The organism is Nocardia gamkensis NBRC 108242 (genome assembly GCF_001612985.1).
Lineage (GTDB): Bacteria > Actinomycetota > Actinomycetes > Mycobacteriales > Mycobacteriaceae > Nocardia > Nocardia gamkensis.
Window position 1 is genome coordinate 1 of the sequence record NZ_BDBM01000085.1, and the last position, 20,257, is coordinate 20,257.

Annotated in this window: 19 protein-coding genes; 11 read left to right on the forward strand and 8 right to left on the reverse strand. The window is 68.8% G+C overall.

Annotation, left to right across the window (positions count from 1 at the left end; genetic code table 11):
- From NG1_RS33995 to NG1_RS34010, 4 genes are all read right to left on the reverse strand, one after another.
- The coding region (locus NG1_RS33995) for an amino acid adenylation domain-containing protein (protein ID WP_157114409.1) at window positions 1-1,580 on the reverse strand (1,580 nt) is incomplete at its 3' end.
- Between the two features lie 455 nt (window positions 1,581-2,035).
- Window positions 2,036-2,251, reverse strand: coding sequence for a hypothetical protein (locus NG1_RS34000; RefSeq protein WP_062977852.1), 216 nt, complete (start codon window positions 2,249-2,251; stop codon window positions 2,036-2,038).
- 98 nt (window positions 2,252-2,349) lie between these two features.
- Entirely contained in the window at window positions 2,350-3,084 is a 735-nt protein-coding gene (locus tag NG1_RS34005) for a cache domain-containing protein (RefSeq protein WP_062977855.1), read from the reverse strand.
- Window positions 3,085-3,087: 3 nt separating this feature from the next.
- Window positions 3,088-3,834 carry a FadR/GntR family transcriptional regulator gene (locus NG1_RS34010; protein ID WP_062977857.1) on the reverse strand — a complete coding sequence of 249 codons (747 nt, stop codon included), beginning with the start codon at window positions 3,832-3,834 and terminating at the stop codon, window positions 3,088-3,090.
- 384 nt (window positions 3,835-4,218) lie between these two features.
- Here NG1_RS34010 and NG1_RS34015 point away from each other — a divergent pair, with 384 nt between their 5' ends.
- The gene (locus tag NG1_RS34015) at window positions 4,219-4,485 is read left to right on the forward strand and encodes a hypothetical protein (RefSeq protein WP_062977859.1); all 267 of its coding nucleotides are present in this window, start codon (window positions 4,219-4,221) and stop codon (window positions 4,483-4,485) included.
- An 86-nt stretch (window positions 4,486-4,571) separates the two neighbouring features.
- Here the strand turns inward: NG1_RS34015 and NG1_RS34020 are convergent, their stop codons facing one another.
- Window positions 4,572-6,173, reverse strand: a complete 1,602-nt coding sequence (locus tag NG1_RS34020; protein WP_062977861.1) for an aldehyde dehydrogenase (NADP(+)) — start codon at window positions 6,171-6,173, stop codon at window positions 4,572-4,574.
- A complete protein-coding gene (kdgD, locus tag NG1_RS34025; protein ID WP_062977863.1) occupies window positions 6,173-7,087 on the reverse strand; it encodes a 5-dehydro-4-deoxyglucarate dehydratase in 915 nt (304 codons plus the stop codon). The genes NG1_RS34020 and kdgD overlap by 1 nt, the downstream gene beginning before the upstream one ends.
- A 103-nt stretch (window positions 7,088-7,190) precedes the next feature.
- On the opposite strand from kdgD, the gene NG1_RS34030 reads away from it, so the two are divergent.
- The 10 genes from NG1_RS34030 to NG1_RS34075 all read left to right on the forward strand — a co-directional run bounded on the left by NG1_RS34030 (window position 7,191) and on the right by NG1_RS34075 (window position 17,152).
- On the forward strand, window positions 7,191-8,066 hold the full coding sequence (locus tag NG1_RS34030; RefSeq protein WP_062977865.1) for a LysR substrate-binding domain-containing protein: 876 nt from the start codon (window positions 7,191-7,193) through the stop codon (window positions 8,064-8,066).
- 174 nt (window positions 8,067-8,240) lie between these two features.
- Entirely contained in the window at window positions 8,241-9,644 is a 1,404-nt protein-coding gene (locus tag NG1_RS34035) for an MFS transporter (protein WP_062977867.1), read from the forward strand.
- Window positions 9,641-10,987, forward strand: a complete 1,347-nt coding sequence (gene gudD, locus NG1_RS34040; protein WP_062977868.1) for a glucarate dehydratase — start codon at window positions 9,641-9,643, stop codon at window positions 10,985-10,987. The genes NG1_RS34035 and gudD overlap by 4 nt, the downstream gene beginning before the upstream one ends.
- Window positions 10,988-11,133: 146 nt before the next feature.
- Window positions 11,134-11,694, forward strand: a complete 561-nt coding sequence (locus NG1_RS34045; protein ID WP_062977870.1) for a hypothetical protein — start codon at window positions 11,134-11,136, stop codon at window positions 11,692-11,694.
- The gene (locus NG1_RS34050) at window positions 11,694-12,404 is read left to right on the forward strand and encodes a hypothetical protein (RefSeq protein WP_062977872.1); all 711 of its coding nucleotides are present in this window, start codon (window positions 11,694-11,696) and stop codon (window positions 12,402-12,404) included. The genes NG1_RS34045 and NG1_RS34050 overlap by 1 nt, the downstream gene beginning before the upstream one ends.
- Before the next feature lie 18 nt (window positions 12,405-12,422).
- Complete coding sequence (locus tag NG1_RS34055; RefSeq protein WP_062977874.1) at window positions 12,423-13,298, forward strand: lysophospholipid acyltransferase family protein; 876 nt, start codon at window positions 12,423-12,425, stop codon at window positions 13,296-13,298.
- A gap of 176 nt (window positions 13,299-13,474) precedes the next feature.
- Entirely contained in the window at window positions 13,475-15,250 is a 1,776-nt protein-coding gene (locus NG1_RS34060) for a hypothetical protein (RefSeq protein ID WP_245660174.1), read from the forward strand.
- Window positions 15,247-15,432, forward strand: coding sequence for a hypothetical protein (locus NG1_RS34065; protein WP_062977876.1), 186 nt, complete (start codon window positions 15,247-15,249; stop codon window positions 15,430-15,432). The genes NG1_RS34060 and NG1_RS34065 overlap by 4 nt, the downstream gene beginning before the upstream one ends.
- Entirely contained in the window at window positions 15,432-15,818 is a 387-nt protein-coding gene (locus NG1_RS34070) for a hypothetical protein (RefSeq protein ID WP_062977878.1), read from the forward strand. The genes NG1_RS34065 and NG1_RS34070 overlap by 1 nt, the downstream gene beginning before the upstream one ends.
- Window positions 15,815-17,152: a hypothetical protein gene (locus NG1_RS34075; RefSeq protein ID WP_062977880.1), complete on the forward strand. Its 1,338-nt coding sequence runs from the start codon at window positions 15,815-15,817 to the stop codon at window positions 17,150-17,152. Before NG1_RS34070 ends, NG1_RS34075 begins: the two co-directional genes overlap by 4 nt.
- 177 nt (window positions 17,153-17,329) lie before the next feature.
- On the opposite strand, the gene NG1_RS34080 is transcribed toward NG1_RS34075, so the two are convergent.
- Both NG1_RS34080 and NG1_RS34085 read right to left on the reverse strand, forming a co-directional pair.
- A complete protein-coding gene (locus tag NG1_RS34080) occupies window positions 17,330-18,343 on the reverse strand; it encodes a methyltransferase (protein WP_062977882.1) in 1,014 nt (337 codons plus the stop codon).
- 44 nt (window positions 18,344-18,387) lie between these two features.
- On the reverse strand, window positions 18,388-20,160 hold the full coding sequence (locus NG1_RS34085) for a sensor histidine kinase (RefSeq protein ID WP_084499397.1): 1,773 nt from the start codon (window positions 20,158-20,160) through the stop codon (window positions 18,388-18,390).
- Window positions 20,161-20,257: the final 97 nt, after the last annotated feature.

A 20,257-nucleotide genomic window follows, 5' to 3' on the forward strand; every position in this document is an offset into this window, starting at 1 on the left:
ACCCGATCCAGCTTCCCCACCGGCGTCAACGGAATCTCCTCCAACACCATGATCGACGCCGGAATCATGTAAGCAGGCAACGACTCGGAGATGAAGTCGACGAGTTCGGTGGTGTCGAAGTCGATCGCGGTGCCCGCCGCGTCGACCGTGGCCGCTTCGGGCAGCACGTAGGACACCAGCATGGTCGTGCCGTTCGGTTGCCGTTTGCCCAAGGTCACCGCGAACTCGACATCCGGATGGCGGCTCAGCGCGTCATCGATCTCGCCCAGTTCGACGCGGAAGCCACGAACCTTCACCTGGAAGTCCGAACGTCCCAAGACCTCGATGCCACCCGAACTCAGACGACGCGCCAGATCGCCGGTTCGGTACATGCGCGACCCGGGACTACCGGCCTCGCCGCCGAACGGGTTGGCCACGAAGCGTGCCGCGGTGAGACCTCGCCGGTCCAGATAACCCTGCGCCAGCGCGGGACCCGACAGATACAGCTCGCCGATCACGCCGGCCGGAGCCGGGCGCAAGCGGGAATCCAATACGAACAAGCCGAATCCGGGTATCGCGCTGCCGATGGTGACCGTCTCACCCGGCACGAGCGGCGCGCTGCTGGTCGCGATGACGGTGGCCTCGGTGGGGCCGTAACCGTTGATCATCGCGCGGCCGTCACCGGCCCACCGGTTCACCAGGTGGGGGCCGAACCTGTCGCCGATGACCATGACGACGCGCAGGTCCGTCAGGCCCGCGGGGTCCACCGATTCCAGCGCACCGGGAGTGATGAGCATGTGCGTGACGCGTTCGCGCCGAAGCAGATCGGCGAGTTCGAACCCGCCGAACACCGTCGGCGGCGCGATGACCAGGGTGGATCCGGTGGCGAAGGCGAGCAGCAGTTCCAGCACCGACACGTCGAAGTTCGGCGAGCAGATGTGCATCACCCGCGAGCCTTCCGTGACGTCGTAGCGCTCGCGTTCGGACGCCACCATCGCGCCCAATCCGGAATGGGTGACCACGACACCCTTGGGCCGGCCGGTCGAACCGGAGGTGAAGATGACATAGGCGGGATGCTGCTCGGTGAGCAGCCGCACCCGATCGGTGTACGAGACGGGGTGCGCGGGCCACCGCCCGATTCGCTCCTGGTCTCGCGGATCGTCGAGTTCGATCCAGGGGAGGGAGGTGCCGAGGGCCTCGCGGTAGGCGGAAGTGGTCAGGCCGAGCGCCGCTCCGGAATCGGACACCATGTAGGCGATCCGGTCGGGCGGATAGGTGGGATCGATCGGCACATAGGCGGCGCCCGTCTTGGCGATCGCCCACACCGACAGCACCGACTCGAGCGAGCGCCGTATGCCGATGGCCACCACGTCGCCGGGGCCCAGTCCTCGGTCGATCAACTCCCGCGCCAGCCGAGACGACGATTCGTCGAGCTGCCGGTAGGTCAGCTGCACGGTGTCGGCGGGATCACCGGTCGGAGAGAACCGGATCGCCACCGTGTCGGCGGCGGATTCCACCGCGGCGGTGAGCAGTTGCCCGAAGAGGGGAGCGCCGGAGCGGCGACGGCGATTTCCACGCGCAGAACGGCGATCCATCTTCATTCCCGTACTCTCTCCTTCAGGCGGCGCCGGTTCTCACACCGAACACCCTCGATCCGACCCACAACCTCGCTACTTGCTCGCAATGGTGTCGCAGACACACCGGTAGTCCTCTCGCGAGAAGTCCAGAGTGCCTGCCCCCGCCCGGACAGTACACAGCCGGTGACCTGCCTTCGGCACGGCATACGGCAGCGCCGGGCGAATTATGCTGCGTCTCACATCTTTCGCCGACCAGGCGCTCCAGTCCAGTGCCGCCGCACTCCCGCGGCCCTCGGCCTGCTTGCGCTCCGGCTCACGATGCCCGGTCTCGGCGGTGCGGGTACACTCCGCTTGCTATTACGAGAATGCAAGCGCAGCAAGCGATCTCGGTGACGTCTATGGCGCATGGGCGGGTCGGCGGTCGTGTCCGGGACGCGGCGATCCCCCGGCTGTATCGAGAGCGGTCGCCGTCCGCGGCATCAGGGGAATGCGCAAGCGGGACCGCCGCCGGAACTGTCGACGTACCCGGCGCGCAGCATGCGCAGCAATCGGCACAGCGCCTGGGTGGCGGATCCGGTCGACGCCGACCCGGTCTCCGCGATGGGCGCCTGCTGTTCGAGCGGCGCGGCGGACGCGGTCGGCAGCGGAGCGAGGAGTGTGGCCGTCACGAGGAGGCTCGTGGTGATCGCCTTCATGGGCACGAGTATTCGGCGAACTCCTGCGCGTCGCACGACCCCATTCATCGGGGCGCACCACACGCCGTCCGCACGATCCCGCTGCGTGGGTGGCGCCGCTACCGCTGTCCCAGCGGATACAACGACCAGGCCGTCGCCTCGATCGGCACCGCCGCGGCGGGTCGGTCCATCCGGCTCGTCTTGGATCCTGTGGTGAATTCGGGATCGGTCCCCATGATGACGCGCCCTTCGTTGTTCACCAGCACCACTCGCCGGTCATATGCCCGGAAGCGTGGCAGCAGGATCTCCTCGATCGAGGCGACCGGGACGTCCGCACCGGCGATTCCGAGGAAAGTTCCGGAGGTGATCGTGACCGGTACCGCGAAGGTGCAGACGTACTGATCGGTGCACGCGTAATCGAGACACGGCCCATGCGCCCAGCGGCGGCCCTGCTCACGCGGTATCGCGAACCATTCCATTCCGGTGTAGTCGTAGAAGTATTCGCTGTGGGGATTCAATTCCAGCACCAGGCGTTGCGGCCTGCGCTGTGCGTCCAGCAACCACCACTCCAAGTATCGGGGGCGATCGGCGAGAATGCCGTCGGCCATCACAACGCCCGCGCTTTCGAGCAGCTTCCCGCGCCGCTCGAGTTCGCCGACGATGGTCTCGCGCAGAAGTGCCAAGTCGGCCGATCGGGGGGCGAGCTGTCGCTCTCCGGTCAAGGCTTCCCACAGTGTGGCCAGCTCGGACCCGATGATTCCCAGCGACTGGTAGACCTCCTCGGCCAGCTCCGTGACGGCCGAAGCGAGTGACTCGACGGTCACCGGGGCGGCATCTTCATCGGTGTCCTTCATGGATCAACTGAGCTCCAAACGAAGGGCGACGAGGCGGCGGATACGTGATTCGGTTTGTGATTCTGCCAGTTCTCTCGCCCGGGTATCGTCTTCTCTTTCGATCGCGTCCACCAAGTCACGGTGAGCGGTGGCTTCGGCCGCCGGATCCAGTTCCAGCCCGGGCAACCAGAGCAGTGCGGAGAGTTCGGCTTGCAGAGCGACCTGGGCGCGCGTCAATCGGGTGGATTGTGCGCACACCGCCATTTCGATATGAAAACGGCTGTCGGCCCGGCGCGCCGAAATGGGTTCGCTGCTGCCCTCCAGCCGGTCGGCCAAGGACCGGAGCCGGGCGATATCGGCCCGCAGGCCGCGGCGCGCGGCGAATACGGCGGCCGCACCGGTGACGGCGAAGTGTTCGTCCCCCAGATCGCGCAATTCCTGGATACTCATCTGCTGCAACTTCGCCAAGGACGTGCTCTCCAAGGCCTCCGCGGCGCCTTGGATGAAACTGCCACCGCCGCGTCCGCGCTTGGTGTGCACGATGCCGCGCTGGCGGAGGACTGCCAGAGCCTCCCGCAGGGTCATCGTCGACACGCCCAATTGGTTGGCCAGTTCGGTCTCACTCGGTAACTGCTGGCCGTCGACCATCAGGCCGAGGCCGATGGCGGCACACAGTCGCTGCACCACCGCCTCGGTTTTCGGACCGCCACCCTCGAGCGGTGACAGCACGGCGCCGAGAGCGGACAACCCGGCGCTCTCCCGCTTGGACAACGCGACTCCTCGATGGGATGTAGATCGATCCTAGTCAACGAACACTTGAAACATGAAGTCTGAGATTAGAGGTACCGGCCCTCGCATGCCCGGCTCGACACGGGAGCGGACGTACGCGAGCAGTGATAGCTGCGCCCTGGCATTGAACTATGACCTCTAATGTCTTATGTTAATCGCCGTGGAACTGGCCGCAGAGGCGCCCGGACCCACGGGCGTCGCGATCGGAGTGGGATTTCTTCATGCCGGAGAGCCGGAGCAGTCATAGTGAGCGACGACGGTGGCGCGTCCGCCGCCGTGGCGGGTCGGCGGCCGAGACGACGGTGGTACGGCTGGTAGACCAAGAGGGCGAGCGCGCACGCGGCGCGCGGCGCCAGGGTGTCGGCGATGGATGACGTGCGCCATACGGAAGTGGACGGTGTACGGGTGACCTGGCGTTTCGTGCGGCACCATCTGATCGCGATCGTCGCCGTGGACAACACCTGCGATGCGTCGCCCGTCGTCTCCTTCAGTCCCGAGAACTACCCCGACCTCGCGGGGGCACGAGAACTTCTCCCGGAGTTGGCGAGGCTGTGGGACGCGGTGCGCCGGGAGTTCTGGGCGAAACTCATCCCGCCGCTGCCCATGGCGAACGGGCAGCAGGCGTGGGCATGACGCCCGCCGAGCGGCCATGACCCGATGCGGCGGCACGCCAGGCGGTGTCGCCGGGCGCGCCGCTCGGTACCTACGCGGACCGGATGTCAGTCCCGCGTGATGGCCCCGTCCACGCGCCGCCAGATGCCGAGTGGGTTGTCCGCGCGGATCTCATCGGCGAGAAGGTCGTCGGGGACGTTCTGGTAGGCGACCGGGCGCAGGAAGCGCTCGATGGCGCGGCTGCCGACGGAGGTGGTCGCGGGCGCGCTGGTCGCGGGGAACGGGCCGCCGTGGACCACCGCGTGGCCGACCTCCACTCCGGTGGGCCAGCCGTCGAAGAGCACCCGGCCCGCGATCAGTTCGAGCTTGCCCAGCAGGGCTCGGGCGAGTTCGCGATCGGACGGCGCGGCGTGCACCGTCGCGGTGAGCTGGCCCTCGAGCTCGTCGACCAGGGCGGCGAACTGCTCCTCGCCGGTCACCCGGACGACGATCGAGGCGGGCCCGAACACTTCCTCTTGAAGGTCCCGGTCGGCCAGAAACCGCTCACCGGTGGTGACGAACAGCTGGGGCACGCCGATGCACACGGCCCCGGCGTCGGTGCCCGTCGCGACCGTGCGTACGGCTTCGGTGGCGGCCAGGCGGCGTACACCGGTGGCGAACGCGGAGGCGATGCCCGGGTTCAGCATCGGAGCACCGGAGGCGGCGGTGACCGCCGCGCTCGCCGCATCCACGAAGTCGTCGGCGCCGGGGCCGTCGGCCAGGAAGACCAGGCCGGGGCTGGTGCACAGTTGCCCGACGCCGGTGGTGAGCGAGGCGACGAATTCGGCGCCGAGCCGCGCGCCGCGCTCGGCCAGGGCCCCCGGTAGCACGAACACCGGATTGACGCTCGACATCTCGGCGAAGACCGGGATGGGCACCGGCCGCGCCGCGGCGGCCGCGACGAGCGCGAGCCCGGCCCGCCGCGAGCCGGTGAAGCCGACCGCCCGGATCCGTGGGTCGCGCACCAGCGCCGAGCCGGTGTCCACGCCGCCGTGGATCAGGGAGAAGGTGCCCTCGGGCAGGTCGTGTGCGCGTACGGCCGCGCGCACCGCCCGGCCCACCAGTTCGGAGGTGCCCGGATGCGCGGGGTGCGCCTTGACCACCACGGGCGCGCCCGCCGCCAGGGCGGAGGCGGTGTCGCCACCGGCCACCGAGAAGGCGAGGGGAAAGTTGCTCGCCGCGAACACCGCGACCGGTCCGAGCGGGATCCGGCGTTGCCGCAGATCGGGTTTCGGCAGCGGACTGCGCTGCGGGTCGGGCCGGTCCCAGCGGGCGCCGGTCCAGCTGCCCTCGCGCACCACTTCGGCGAAGAGCCGCAACTGGCCGGTGGTGCGGCCGATCTCCGAGCGCACCCGGGCCTCGGGCAGCCCGGTCTCGGCGATCACCCGGTCGACGAGGACATCGCCCAGCGCCTCGATCTCCCGCGCGATGCTGTCCAGGAACGCCGCGCGGGGGCCGAAGCCGGTGTGCCGGTAGGACTCGAAGGCCGCCGCGGCCAGTTCGGCGGCACGGGCGACCGTCGCGTCGTCGGCTTCGCGGTACACCGGGCCGAGGTCGGCACCGGTCGCCGGGTCGGTCGCGTGGAACGGCCCGGCGGCGCCCGGGACGTCCGTGGCGCCCACCAGGTTGGCGCCGGTCAAAGTCGCGGTATCGGTGCGTGCGGCGGTCATCAGCTCACCTTCTTCACGAGGTCGGCCAGCTCGGCGAGTTCGACGTCGTCGAGGTCGGTCAACGGGCTGCGCACCGGGCCTGCCGGACGCCCGATCACCTTCATGCCCGCTTTGATGATGCTGACCGCATAGCCCGGCTTGCGGTTGCGCAGGTCGCAATAGGGGATCACGAAGTCGTTCAGCGCGGTGCGCACGAACTCGGTGTCGCCGCGGCGCAGCGCCCGGTAGAAAGCGAGCGCGAAATCCGGGACGAAGTTGTAGATCGCCGAGGAGTAGGTCGTCACGCCGAGGGCCAGGTACGGCAGGGCGAACATCTCCGCGGTCGGCAGGCCGCCCACGTAGGTGAGCCGGTCGCCGAGGGCGGCGTAGATGCGGGTCATCTGCTCGATGTTGCCGATGCCGTCCTTGAATCCGATCAGGTTCGGGCAACGGTCGGCGAGTTCGGCGACGGCGGTCTCGGTGTAGGCGGCATTGGCCCGCGAGTAGATGATCACGCCGAGGTCGGTGGCCGCGCACACCTGCCGCACATGGGCGACCAGTCCTTCCTGGCTCGCCTCGGTGAGATACGGCGGCAGCAGCAGGATTCCGTGCGCACCCGCCCGTTGCGCCGCCCGCGCCATCTCCACCGCGGTGGCCGTGCCATACCCGGCCGGTGCGATGACCGGCAGTCCCTCCGGCGCTTCGGCTACCGCGGCGGAGACCACCTGCTCCACCTCGGCGGGGGTGAGGGAGAAGAACTCGCCGGTGCCGCCCGCGGCGAAGAGGCCGGACGCGTCGTAGCCGCCGAGCCAGGCGATGTTCTCCCGATAGGCCGCCTCGTCGAACGAGCCGTCGGCGCGCAGATGGGTGACCGGAAAGGACAACAGTCCGGAGCCGAGCTTCCGGGCGATGTCCTGCGGTGCGGCAGTGGTCATGGTGGCTCTCCTGTTCGATGGGCCGGCTGAGCCCACCCTAGGAACGATTTATGATTCACGTCCAACACTGTTTGCATATCTTTCAATACAAGGTCGGTATCGAATGTTCACCTTCGTGCAGCTCACCCACTTCGTGGCCGTCGCCGAGGAACTGCACTTCGGGCGCGCGGCGGAGCGGCTCCGGATGACGCAGCCGCCGCTGAGCAGGCAGATCCAGCTGCTGGAGAAGGAGGTGGGCGCGGAACTCTTCGATCGTGCCAATCGCACGGTCCGGCTCACCCGCGCCGGTCAGGCCTTCCTGGTGGACGCACGTCGGCTGTTGCAGCAGGCCGAGCGCGCGGCGCTGGCGGTGCGCCGGGTGTCCGCGGGCACCGGCGGGGTGCTGCGGGTGGGTTTCACCGGCGCGAGCGTGCATTCCGGCCTGCCCCCGGTGCTGTCGATCGCGCGGTCGCTGCTGCCGGATGTCGATGTGGAACTGCGCGAGCTGGTGACGATGGACCAGGTGGAGGCGCTCTCGGAGGGATCGCTGGATCTGGGCATGGTGCGCCCGCCGATCACCCGGCCCGATCTGGCCACCCGCACCTTCGTGCGCGAGGGCTTGATCGCCGCGTTGCCCGGTGGTCATCCGCTCGCCGGCTCGGCCGAGCCCTTGCCGGTCACGGCATTGCACGGCGCGGACATGGTCATGCACGCCCCGGTCGAAGCGCGCTACTTCCACCAGTTGGTGACCAGCGTGCTGCACGCCGCGGCGGTAGTGCCGGTGGTGACCCAGTACATGACCCAGGTGCACAGCATCCTCGCCCTGGTCGACCTGGGTTGGGGCGTGGCGCTGGTGCCCGAGTCGGCGGCGGGCATGCGATTCGACAACGTCCGGTATCGACCACTGGCCGACGTCGCCAAGGTGGTCGAACTCGATCTCGTCTGGCCGCAGGACCACGAGAACCCGGCGCTGGCCCGCCTGCTCGCGGGGCTGGCGTAACGGGCCGAAACGCCTTCCGATACCTTTCCTGTATCGATTCATCCGTAAATGGTGTTGGACGGGAATCGTGCCTGCTCTCTAAGTTCGGTGCTGTGAGGCGAGTCACTCGCCCCGAAGATCTCTTTCCCACAGCACCGTGGAGCGCGGTGGTGGTTCGACCGAAAGGAGTGGACGATGTCGTTCACTCGGCAGCCGACTGCGGAACTGGATGCGGCCGTATCGAAATTCTTTCGACGCGTCGTCCCGCTGTTCATCGTCATGTTGATCTGCAACCAGATAAACCGATCCAATATCGGCTACGCCCGCGAGTATCTCGAAGCGGACGTCGGCATCGGCGCCGCCGCGTACGGGTTCGGCGCGGGCGTGTTCTTCATCGCCTACGCGCTGTTCGAATTGCCGAGCAACGTGATGATGGAAAAGTTCGGGGCGCGGATCTGGCTCACTCGGATCATGGTCAGCTGGGGGCTGATCTCCGCGGCGATGATGGTCGTGCAGAACGCCACGATGTTCTACGTCCTGCGCTTCCTGCTCGGTGCCGCGGAGGCGGGATTCTTCCCCGCGGTGATTTTCTACCTGGCCAAATGGCTGCCCAATAGCCACCGCGGCCGCGCCACCGCGCTGTTCGTCGCCGGGTCGTCGATCGCGGCCGCGATCTCCGGGCCGCTGTCCGGTCCGTTGCTCTCGCTCGACGGCGGCGCGGGCCTGCACGGCTGGCAATGGATGTTCGGCCTCGAGGGAATGGTCTCGGTGATCGTGGGCTGTATCGCCTTCTTCTTTCTCGATTCCCGGATCGAAGACGCGAAATGGCTGACCGCGGGGGAGCGGAAAGCGCTGAGCGAAACCATCGCCGACGAGGAGATCGACAAGGCCGTCAATTCGGGTGTCGCGCACAAAGCGTCGCGCTGGCGCATGCTCGCCGATCCGAAGCTGCTGCTCTTCTGCTGGATCTACTTCGCCATCCAGCTCTCCATCTACGCCAATACGTTCTGGCTGCCCTCTATCGTCCGCCGCATCGACGGCGTGAACGACATCACCGTCGGCCTGCTCGCCTCCCTGCCGTGGATCTGCGCCGTGGTCGCCATGTACGTCTCGGCCCGGATCGGTGACCGCACCGGCAACCGGCGGCCACTGCTGGTCATCGCGCTGCTCACCGCGGCGGTCGGCACCTATCTGGCCGCGATCACCTCGCCGTGGCTCGCCCTGGTGTTCCTGTGCGTGGCGGCGATGGGCTTCAAGAGCGCGAGCCCGCTGTTCTGGTCCATCCCGCAGTCGGGACTGCACCCGCTGGTCCTGGCGCCGGCCATCGCCATCATCAACTCCCTCGGAAACCTCGGCGGCTTCGTCGCGCCCTACGGCTTCGGTCTGGTGAAGTCGGTCACCGGCGAGGTCACCTGGGGTCTGTACGCGCTGGCCGCCGCATCCTTGCTCGCCGCGGCCTCGGTGCTGCTGCTGCGTGGGGCGCGCCCCACCGCCGACCGCGCCGGTGCCCCCGCCGATCCCACCGTCGAGGCCGCCGATCGCGAACCGGTCGCCTTCCCGAATACCCTTGCCGCTACCACCTCGGAGAATCGGTCATGACATCCTCGCCGCGCACTCCGCGCGTCACCGGCATGCGCGTCGTGCCGATCGCGGGCCACGACAGCATGCTGCTCAATCTCAGCGGCGCGCACGCGCCCTACTTCACCCGCAACCTGGTGATCCTCACCGATTCCGAGGGACGCACCGGGGTGGGTGAGGTGCCCGGCGGTGAACGCATCCGCGCCACACTCACCGACGCCAGGGAATTGGTGCTCGGCCGCTCCATCGGCGACTACCACGCCGTGCTCGGCGACATCCGCCGGACCTTCGCCGGTCGCGACGCGGGTGGGCGCGGCAGTCAGACGTTCGATTTGCGGGTCACCGTGCACGCCGTCACGGCCGTGGAATCCGCGCTGCTGGACCTGCTCGGACAGCATCTGGAGGTGCCGGTGGCCGCACTGCTCGGCGACGGCGTGCAGCGCACCGCGGTGCCGGTGCTCGGTTACCTGTTCTTCGTCGGCGACCGCACCCGCACCGACCTGCCCTATCGATCCGGCGCCGACGAGCCCGCCGGCGCCGATACCTGGCAGCGGCTGCGGCACGAGGCGGCGCTCACTCCAGACGCCGTGGTCGCGCTCGCCCGCGCCGCCCGCGAGCGCTACGGCTTCCGGGACTTCAAACTCAAGGGCGGGGTGCTGGCCGGGCACGAGGAAGCCGCCGCCGTCCGCGCGCTCGCCGAGGAGTTCCCGGACGCGCGGATCACCCTGGACCCCAACGGCGGGTGGCTGCTGAGCGAGGCCGTGGAACTGTGCCGCGGACTCACCGACGTTCTCGCCTACGCCGAAGACCCGGTGGGCCCGGAGGGTTCCTACTCCGGTCGCGAGGTCATGGCGGAATTCAAGCGGGCGACCGGTCTGTCCACCGCCACCAACATGATCGCCACCGACTGGCGCGAACTCGGCCACACCGTGCGCGCGGGCGCGGTCGACATCCCGCTCGCCGACCCGCATTTCTGGACCATGGCGGGCTCGGTCCGGGTCGCCCAGTTGTGCGACGCGTGGGGTCTGACCTGGGGCTCGCACTCCAACAACCACTTCGATGTCTCCCTGGCGATGTTCACTCACGTCGCCGCGGCCGCCCCCGGCACCATCACCGCCATCGACACCCATTGGATCTGGCAGGACGGCCAGCGCATCACCCGCGATCCCTACCGCATCGCCGACGGCATGCTCACCTTGCCCGCGCGCCCTGGACTCGGCGTCGAGCTCGATGACGAGCGGATCGCCGTCGCCAACGAGCTCTACCACCGGGCCGGTCTCGGCGATCGCGACGACGCCGCGACCATGCAGTACCTCGTGCCGGGCTGGCGCTTCGACAGCAAGCGACCGGCGCTGGTGCGCTGAACTCATCGCAGGGCCGCTCGGACACCGGATGTGAGGGGGTGTCCGAGCGGCCCTGCCGCGTCCGTCGAATCCCCTTGACGAACATGTGTTTGGAACCACGGCGAGGAGGCATTACCCCAGCGGACAAGCTCGACAAGGAGGTTCGGATGTCGGCTGGAGCATGGGCAATCATTGTCGTCATCGCCATTGTCGTCGTCGTGGCCATCATCGCCTTGCTGGTGTGGCCCGCGCTGCGCAGGCAGCGACTACGGCGCCGGTTCGGCCCGGAATACGACCGGACGGTCCAGGAACTCGAGGACCGCAAGACCGCCGAGCGGGAACTCGCCGAGCGCGAGCGCAGGCACTCGCAGTTGCGGTTGCGGGATCTCTCGGAGGACGAGAAACGGGTCTATTCCACCCGCTGGGTAGAGGTGCAGGAACGATTCATCGACGACCCCGCCGGGGCGCTGACCGAAGCCGATCGCCTCGTCACCACGATCATGTCAGAGCGCGGCTACCCCACGGAGAACTACGAGCAGCAGCTCGCGGATCTGTCCGTGGAGCACGCCGAGCCGCTGGGCCATTATCGCGCCGCGCACGATATCGCGACTCGGCCCGCGGGCGCCGCGGTGTCCACGGAGGATCGTCGCACGGCCATCGTGCACTACCGGGAACTGTTCGAAGACCTGGTCGGAGTGACCGATCAGGGGAAGAGGGACGTGAAATAATGAGTACCGAGTCCGAACGGCGGCCGTACAGCGTTGAGATGGAAGGGGAGTCGGCGACAGCGGAGGAAACGCGCGCCGAATCGCAGTACGACAGGTCCGGCGAGGCCGAGCGCCTGCACGAAGCAGGCGCGGTGGGCGAATCCGCGGCAACGCGCCGGGATACCGAGCAGGCGGCGAACCCCGATCTGATCGATGAGGCCGGACGCGCACGGACCACCGACGCCGCGTCCGAGCCGAATAGGCCCGGTCCCGTGGCCCAGGAAGCGGAGGCGGCCCGCGGGAACGCACCGGCAGGACAGCACGCCACCGACGCCGAGCACACCGAACTCGGCGGCGACGCCGAGCGTGGCAGCATCGGGACGGCCGAACAAGCCGCTTCACACGACACGGGTACCCGCTCGGGCGTCACGCCGACCGCTGCCCCCGCGGCCGAAGACCAGCCCGCGCCGCTGTTCGCCGACACCGACCTGGATCGGCTGCGCACCCAGTGGCGGGAGGCCCAGGTGACCTTCGTCGACGATCCGAGCGACGCCGTCGCCCGGGCGGACACACTGCTCAGCGACATCATCGACCAGATCACCGCCACCTACCAGCAGCGCAAACGCGAACTGGACGAGCGGCGCGGCGACACGTCCGACACCGAGGGGCTGCGGCAGGCGCTGCGCGGGTACCGGGCGTTCTTCGACCAGCTGCTCTCGATCGGCGGGTAGTCACGGAAGTCGTTGCCCATGAGTGTCTTCCGACTGGCCGGCGCGACGGTCGATCACGCGACGAACTGGGTCGCCCGGCAAGTGAAAGCGCGGGTTCCCACCGCGGACCCCTCCGACCGTGACCCGAAGTTCATCGCGGACACCATGGGCCTCGGCTGGCTGTTGGTGCGCCTCTACTTCCGGGCGGAGGTGCGCGGCCTGGAGCGGATTCCCGAGCAGGGGCCGGTGTTGCTGGTGAGCAACCACTCGGGCGGGAACGTCTCGCCGGAGGTGCTGGTGACGACCCTGGCCTTCGTCCGGCGTTTCGGCCCGCACCGGCCCTTCTTCCAGCTCGCCCACGACATGGTGATGGCCTACCCGGTGATCGGCTCGTTGCTGCGCCGCTTCGGCACGGTGAACGCCGACCCGGGCAACGCCGAGCAGGCGCTGCGCGACGGCGCCGCCGTGCTGGTCTACCCCGGGGGCGACTGGGAGGTGCACCGCCCGACCTGGGAGGAGGACCGCGTCGACTTCGCCGGTCGCACCGGTTTTCTCCGCCTGGCCTGGAACGAGCGGGTTCCGATCGTGCCGGTGGTGAACATCGGTGCGCAGCAGACCCAGCTGGTGCTCACCCGCGGGGACCGGATCGCGCGCCTGTTGCGGCTGGACCGCATGCTGCGGCTGAAGGTGTTCCCCATCTCGATCGCTCTTCCGTGGGGGCTCGACGTCGGTGACCTCGCCGGGCATCTGCCGTTGCCCAGCAAGATCACCGTCGAGTTCCTGGACCCGATCGATCTGCGGGCGGTGTCGGGTCCCGAGCTCGATCCGAAGGCGGCCTACCAGCACGTCACCGGGATCATGCAAGAGGCGCTGACCAGGCTGGACGAGGAACGCAACCTGCCGATCGTCGGCTGAACGGATCCGTTCGCGCCGTTCGCGGCCCCGACGATGACTTTTATGGTACCGTTCGTAACATATATTCCTGCGTGTGATGGAGGTCTCCTGTGCGCGACATCGCGCATGATCAGGTCGGATGGTTCGCCGCACCCGGCACCGAGGGCGGCGGAGCGGCGCTGGACCAGGTAGCGATCATGACCGGCGCCGCCGGAGTGGTGGCTCTCGTCCTGCTGTGGGTCGGGTATCTGCACCGCACCCGCCGGATCAGCTGGCTGCAGCGGGTCGCCGATCGTCTCGGCCGACTGTTCAATCGCCCCGGCTGGGTCGCCCTTCCGCTCGCGATGTTCCTCGCGACGATTCTGACGGCTCTGCTGGGCTTCATCTGGGATGTCAGCCTGCACGTGGGCAACGGCCGCGACAACGGGCCGCTGGCGAATCCGGCGCACTACTTCATCCTGGCGGGATTGTTCTTCCTGTTCACCGCCGGCATGTCGGCGATCGTGCTGCCCCTGGACGAAAAGCCGGGCGCCGCGGCGGTCCGCATCACCCGTACCTGGTACGCGCCCGTCGGCGGCATCCTGATCGCGGGCGCCGGTCTCTACGCCTTGATCGGCTTCCCCCTCGACGACATCTGGCATCGGATCTTCGGGCAGGACGTCACGCTGTGGGGGCCGACGCATCTGATGCTCATCGGCGGCGCGGGTTTGTCGCTGGTCGGTGTGTTGCTGCTCGAATTCGAGGGCAGGCACAGCAGGCCCGAACCCGACCGAGCCGACGGCAGGTTGATGTGGCTGCTGCGGTCGTTCGCCTTCGGTGGCCTGCTCATCGGGCTCTCGGTGTTCCAGGTGGAATTCGACTTCGGCGTGCAGCAATTCCGGCTCGTGCTGCAACCGATGCTCATCGCCGCCGCGGCGGCCATCTCCCTGGTCGCCGCGCGCGCGAGCCTGGGGCCGTTCAGCACGCTGGTGGTGGTGGGCTTCGCCGCTCTGGTGCGGACCGTGGTGGCCGTGCTGGTCGGCGGTCCGATCATCGACGCGCCACGCAATGTCTTCCCGCTTTATCTGGGCTGCGCGGTCGTGGTGGAACTGCTCGCGCTGCTGCCGCTCGCCCGGCGGCCGATCTGGTGGGGCGCGCTCTGCGGTCTGGGGATCGCGACCGTTGGGCTGTGGCTCGAATCGCTCTGGGTCGATGCGATGTTCGTCAATCCCTGGCCGACCGCCATGTGGCCGGAACTGCTGGCGATGGCAGTGCCCACCGGCATCGCGGGCGGTGTCGTCGGCGCGCTGCTGGCGATGACGTTGCGGGGCGAGCCGCTGCCACGTCCGCCGGTGCGCCGCGGGTTGATGGTCGCCGCGGTGCTGATCGTGGCGGCCGCGACCGCCAACGGGTTGCTGATCGACGTACCGGAACAGGCCACCGCCACGGTCACACTGCGCGACGCCGGATCGGACCCGGACGGGAGGATGGTGCTCGCGGACGTCCGCGTCACGCCCGGTGATCTCGTCGGTTCCGATCCCGAATGGATGCAGATCCTCGCCTGGCAGGGCGGAATCGGCTCGGACAGTCCCGGCCGTGGGCTGGTCGTCGACCACCTGCGGCGAGTGGAAGCCGGGCACTACGTCTCCACCGAACCCGTTCCGGCTCACGGGTCGTGGAAGACCATCCTGCGGATGCAGGACGGGCGCGTCTTGACCGCGGTGCCGATCTTCATGGCCGCCGACCCCGGCATCGGCGTCGAGGAGGTGCCCGCCCTCGCCTCGTTCACCCGGCCGTTCATCGGCGAGATCTCCGTGCTTCAGCGGGAGCGGTCGTTCGACTACCCCTCCTGGCTGTTCGCCGCGGCGTCGCTCGTCGTGCTGGCGTGCAGCCTCATCCTCGTCGGGGCGCTGTCCTGGGGCGCGGCGCGCATCAACGACCGGTATCCGCGCACGAGCCGAACGGCCGTGCCCGAACCGGCGGTCTCGCGATGACCCGTGGCTCCGGCAGCGTGGACGTGCTGGCCGATCATTCGATCCTGCTCGCGATACCCGCCTTCCTGCCCGCCCTGCTCGTCGTCGCCGTCGTAGTTCTCGTCGCAGTGCGAGATCGTCGCGCCGAAGAGCGCGATCGCGCGTCCGGTTCGCCGTCCGAGCACGGAGGGGAGGAGGAGTGATGGCATTCGCGCGGCATCGGTGCGCGCTCGTCCTCGCGGGTGGTCTGCTCGTGGCGGGCTGCGCCTCGTCGGATCCCGCCGCCACCGCGCCGACGGCCACCGTAGCCGGGGAGTCGGACAGTCTCGTCGTCGCCGTGCGGATCGCCGCCGGCTCGGTGAGTCCGGCCGACGTCCGCCTGGAAACCCGGGTGGGACGACCGATCGAGCTCGTGGTCGACAGCGACACCGACGACGAACTGCACGTCCATGCCACGCCCGAGCACACCTTCGCGATCGCCCCTGGTGCCGGTCAGCGGTTCCGCTTCACCGTGGACGTGCCGGGGCGGGTGGAGATCGAACTGCACCACGCCCGGCGCACGGTGGCGACACTGCTCGTTCGCGGATGACAGTTCTCGCCCACGGCATCGGCGGCGCCACCGACCTGCCGATCCCGTTGTCGTACGCGCTCATCGGTGCCGCCTGGGCCTTGACCTTCTCGTTCGCGGTGCTGGTGCTCGCCTGGCGCGAACCCCGGCTCGATTCCCGGTCGCCTGGGGTCGCGCTGCCGTCGGTGGTGCGAGCGATCGTGGACTCGCGGGCGGTCCGGGTCGCGATCTCGACGGTGAGCGTGGCCGTTACCCTCGCCGTCGTCGCGATCGGCCTGTTCGGGCCTTCCGACCCGGCACGCAACCCCGTCCCCGGTGTCGTCTACATCTTCCTGTGGGTCGGTGTCATGGTCGCCTCGCTGGTCGCCGGACCCGTGTGGAAGGTCTTGTCACCGGTGCGTGCGGTGCATCGCGCCATCTGTCTGGTGTGGGGGCGTCGGCCCGCCGACGGTCTGGTGCGTTATCCCGATTCCTGGGGACAGTGGCCCGCGGTGCTGGGTTTGTTCTCCTTCGTATGGCTCGAACTGGCCTACCCGGAACCCGGTTCGGTGAGCGCCGTGACCACGTGGTTCGTGGCCTACCTCGTGGTGAGCACGACGGGACTGATCGTGTGCGGTACCGCATGGACCGAGCACGCCGATCCGCTGGAGGTGTACAGCAGTCTGGTGGGCAGGCTGAGCCCGGTCGGCCGGCGCGAGACCGGTGCGTTCGTCCTGCGATCGCCGTTGGGCAATCTGGCGGGCACCCCGGTGCGGATCGGCGCGGTAGCCGTAGCTGCCACTTTGCTGGGATCGACGGCGTTCGACAGCTTCACCACATTCCCTTCCTGGCGCGGGCTGCTGGCCGACGCCGGTGACAGCGGATCCGATGTCCTGCCGACCCTCCTGAAGACGGCAGGGCTGCTGGGCTTCATCCTCGCCGTCGCCGTCGCGTTCCGGACCGCCTCCCGCGCCACCGGCGGCCTCTCCGCGGCCGAGCGGACATTGCTTCCGGTTCGCCTCGCCCACAGCCTGACCCCGATCGTCGCGGGCTATCTGGTGGCCCACTACCTCACGTTCCTGGTCGAGAAGGGCCAGGCGACGGTGCTTTTGTTCGCGGATCCGTTCGGACGAGGATGGAACCTCGCCGGCCTCGCCGACCGCGACGTCGCCTACCTCCTGTCCACTCACCCCGCGGTGCTCGGCACGATCAAGGTGCTGGCCGTGGTGATCGGCCACATCCTCGGCGTAGCCGCTGCGCACGACCGTTGCCTACGGTTGCTGCCGCGGGCCCACCGGGTCACCGGTCAACTGGCTCTGATGCTGGTCATGGTGGGCTTCACCTTCACCGGTCTCTACCTTCTCTTCGAGTCGTGACCGAGGCGTTCGAACCCGCCTCCCGACTGCGACCCTGAATCCGGTCAGCGGAACCCCACCTCGATGAGCGGCGCAATCCACCCCGGAGGGGATCCGTGCTGAGTGCCTGGATCACATCCGGTGCGAGCACGATCGGAAGTCGCGGGCCGCGGTCCGGTGCGCCCGATCGGTGGTGGCTCAGCGAGTAGGACGCAACTCGATGATCGACCGCGAACCGGCCGGGACGACCGAACCGACCTCTAGGCGGGCCGACTCGGCCAGCGCGCTCACTTGGTCGAGGGTGCGTTCCCGGCCGCGGACATAGCAGAGCATCCGGAGATCTCCCTCGGTGTCCGGCGGGCTGCCGCCCGCCTCGCCGATGTGGTCGACGAGGAGCACCCTTCCCGTCTCCGAGGCCGCGTCGGCGCAGCGCTGCAAGATGCGGACCGCAGCCTCGTCGTCCCAGTCGTGCAGGACACCGGAGAGCAGATAGCCGCCCGCTCCGGCGGGGAGGGGATCGAAGAAGCTGCCGACCTGTGCGTCTGCTCGATGGGTCAGTCCGGCGGAGGCGATGGCCCGGTCCGCGCGGGCCACCGGGCCGGGCAGGTCGATGACCGTCCCGCGCAGTGCGTCGTGGGCCCGAAGCAGGGCGATGAGCAGGCTGGCGTCGCCGCCGCCCACGTCGATGACGTGCCCGAGGGCGCCCCATGGGTAGGCGTCGGCCACCGCAGGCGCGTCCTGCGCCAACCGGGCTCCCATCAGCGCGTCGAAAGACGCTCCCAGCCCGGGGTCGGCGGACAGATCGTCCCAGAACGTGCGGCCGAACTGACGGGGGAACGCGGGTTCACCGGTGCGAACGGTGTGCAACAACTGCACGAAGCACAGATCGGCGCGTCCGACGGCGCCTTCCAGATCGATCCATCGTCGCACTCCTTCCGGATGGTCGTCGCGCAGGCGCTCACCCAACGCAGTCAGGCCGTAGGTACCGGGATCCACACGAGACAACACCCCGGCGGTCACGAGGTGGTCCAAGAGGCGTCCCAGCGCGTCCCGGTCCGCGTCCACCACCGTGGTCAGCGCATGGGCCGTCCGTGTGCCCGCGGCGATGTGGTCGGCCAACCGCAGCGTCGCCGCCACCCGGATGGCCATGGGGGTCACCAGGTCGGCAGCCGCCCACAGCGCACCACCCCACTCCATCGGCTCCTCGGCCATGACCCTCCTCGTTCGACAGCGCGCCCTTACCGGACTCTCGATGATCAGCGCAGCGGGACTGTCCAGCGCAATCGGGTGCCCGCTGGGCTGCCGTCCGGTCCGGTACCGGCCGTGACGGTGAAAGTTCCGGCGGCCTGCTCGGCGCGCCGGGCCAGATTGGTCAGTCCGCTCGTCGTCATATCGGCGGGCATACCGCGTCCGTCGTCCTCGATGACGACGGTCAGGTCGTCGGCCACGGTGATCTCGATCGCGACCGAGTCGGCGCCGGAGTGCCGCACGGCGTTGCTGACCGCCTCGCGGACAACGGCTTCGGCGTGGTCGGCCAGTTCCGGGTCGATCACCGAGAGGGGACCGGTGATGCGCACGGAGGTGCGCAGTCCACTGGCCTCGGTCTGTTGCCGGATGGCTTCCTCGATGCGTTGGCGTACTCGCGCGCCGTGGCTGTCGCCGCCGTGCAGGTCGAAGATGGAGGTCCGGATCTCCTGGACGACGTCTTGCAGGTCGTCGATGGCGTCGGTGATGCGTTCGCGTACTTCGGGGACGCGGGTGCGCGGCACGGTGCCCTGCAGGCTCAATCCGACGGCGAACAGTCGCTGGATGACGTGGTCGTGCAGGTCGCGGGCGATGCGGTCGCGGTCGGAGAGGATGTCCAGTTCCCGCATGCGCTGTTGGGCGTCGGCCAGCCGCATCGCCAGAGCGGCTTGGTCGGTGAAGGCGGCGGTCAATGCGAGGATCTCGTCGTTATAGGGCGCCGATTCCGCCGCGCGCAGCGCCACTAACACGCCGACGGTGGAGTCGGAGGTTTGCATGGGTAACACCAGGGCGGGTCCGGCGTCGGGGAATATCTTGCCGAGATCGGCGCGGCGCGCGTCGTCGACCCGCTGCGGAGAACGCGAGCCGAACGCTTGGCCGATCGTGGTGTCTCCGAGTGAGAGTTTGATCAGCCGCTGGTCGTCCGCGCTGCCCGCGGTGTGGGTGATCAGGAGTTCGGTGATCTCCTCGGGCGGGCTCTCGGGGTCCGGGACGACCGCCAGGAAGGTCTGTTGCGAGCCGGTGAGCCGGCAGGTGGCCTCCACCAGGTCGGTCAGGACTCGGTCGGGGGCGGTGCCTGCGAGGAACTCGGTGGTGATGTCGCGGGTGGCTTCGATCCAGGCTTGCCGGGTGCGGGCGGATTCGTAGAGGTGTGCGTTGTCGATCGCGATGCCCGCCGCGGCGGCCAGGGCTCGCACGATGACTTCGTCGTCTTCGGTGAAGGGCTGGCCGCCCGCCTTCTCGGTGAGGTAGAGGTTGCCGAACACTTCGTCGCGGATGCGGACGGGTACGCCGAGGAAGGTGCGCATCGGTGGGTGGTGGGCGGGGAAGCCGACCGAGGAGGGGTGCTCGGCGAGGTTGTCCAGCCGGATGGGTTTGGGCTGGCTGAACAGAAGTCCCAGGACGCCGTGGCCCTGGGGGAGGTCACCGATTTGTTCGCGGGTGGGTTCGTCGATGCCTTCGTAGATGAACTGGGTGAGTTGCTGGTCGTGGCCGCGCACGCCCAGTGCGCCGTAGCGGGCATCGACCAGGGAGATCGCGGTGTGCACGATGGTGCGCAAGGTGCGGTCCAGATCCAGGCCGGAGGTGACGGTGAGCATGGCCTCGATCAGGCCGTCCATCCGGTCGCGGGCGTCGATGATCTGCTCGATGCGATCTTTGACCTCGCCGAGCAGTTCGCGCAGCCGCAGTTGCGAGAGCGTGTCACGCACCGAATACGCGTCGGCCGACGCGTAATCGGTCGGCTGTGCTGCCCCTGGAACGCCGCCCGCGCGGCTGCTCGCCATTGCTCCAGGATATTTCACCCCGTGGCGGAAAAGAACGATCAGAAGTCGATGGTGGAGCCGGGCGAACGGGACCGAAGTTCGGAGGCGTACACCGCGG

Bases quoted from the DNA above. Each gene is read 5' to 3' on its own strand.
- NG1_RS34000 (WP_062977852.1), bottom strand. From the start codon at position 2,251: ATGAAGGCGATCACCACGAGCCTCCTCGTGACGGCCACACTCCTCGCT.
- NG1_RS34005 (WP_062977855.1), bottom strand. From the start codon at position 3,084: ATGAAGGACACCGATGAAGATGCCGCCCCGGTGACCGTCGAGTCACTC.
- NG1_RS34015 (WP_062977859.1), top strand. From the start codon at position 4,219: ATGGATGACGTGCGCCATACGGAAGTGGACGGTGTACGGGTGACCTGG.
- NG1_RS34020 (WP_062977861.1), bottom strand. From the start codon at position 6,173: ATGACCGCCGCACGCACCGATACCGCGACTTTGACCGGCGCCAACCTG.
- kdgD (WP_062977863.1), bottom strand. From the start codon at position 7,087: ATGACCACTGCCGCACCGCAGGACATCGCCCGGAAGCTCGGCTCCGGA.
- NG1_RS34030 (WP_062977865.1), top strand. From the start codon at position 7,191: ATGTTCACCTTCGTGCAGCTCACCCACTTCGTGGCCGTCGCCGAGGAA.
- NG1_RS34035 (WP_062977867.1), top strand. From the start codon at position 8,241: ATGTCGTTCACTCGGCAGCCGACTGCGGAACTGGATGCGGCCGTATCG.
- gudD (WP_062977868.1), top strand. From the start codon at position 9,641: ATGACATCCTCGCCGCGCACTCCGCGCGTCACCGGCATGCGCGTCGTG.
- NG1_RS34045 (WP_062977870.1), top strand. From the start codon at position 11,134: ATGTCGGCTGGAGCATGGGCAATCATTGTCGTCATCGCCATTGTCGTC.
- NG1_RS34050 (WP_062977872.1), top strand. From the start codon at position 11,694: ATGAGTACCGAGTCCGAACGGCGGCCGTACAGCGTTGAGATGGAAGGG.
- NG1_RS34055 (WP_062977874.1), top strand. From the start codon at position 12,423: ATGAGTGTCTTCCGACTGGCCGGCGCGACGGTCGATCACGCGACGAAC.
- NG1_RS34060 (WP_245660174.1), top strand. From the start codon at position 13,475: ATGACCGGCGCCGCCGGAGTGGTGGCTCTCGTCCTGCTGTGGGTCGGG.
- NG1_RS34065 (WP_062977876.1), top strand. From the start codon at position 15,247: ATGACCCGTGGCTCCGGCAGCGTGGACGTGCTGGCCGATCATTCGATC.
- NG1_RS34070 (WP_062977878.1), top strand. From the start codon at position 15,432: ATGGCATTCGCGCGGCATCGGTGCGCGCTCGTCCTCGCGGGTGGTCTG.
- NG1_RS34075 (WP_062977880.1), top strand. From the start codon at position 15,815: ATGACAGTTCTCGCCCACGGCATCGGCGGCGCCACCGACCTGCCGATC.
- NG1_RS34080 (WP_062977882.1), bottom strand. From the start codon at position 18,343: ATGGCCGAGGAGCCGATGGAGTGGGGTGGTGCGCTGTGGGCGGCTGCC.
- NG1_RS34085 (WP_084499397.1), bottom strand. From the start codon at position 20,160: ATGGCGAGCAGCCGCGCGGGCGGCGTTCCAGGGGCAGCACAGCCGACC.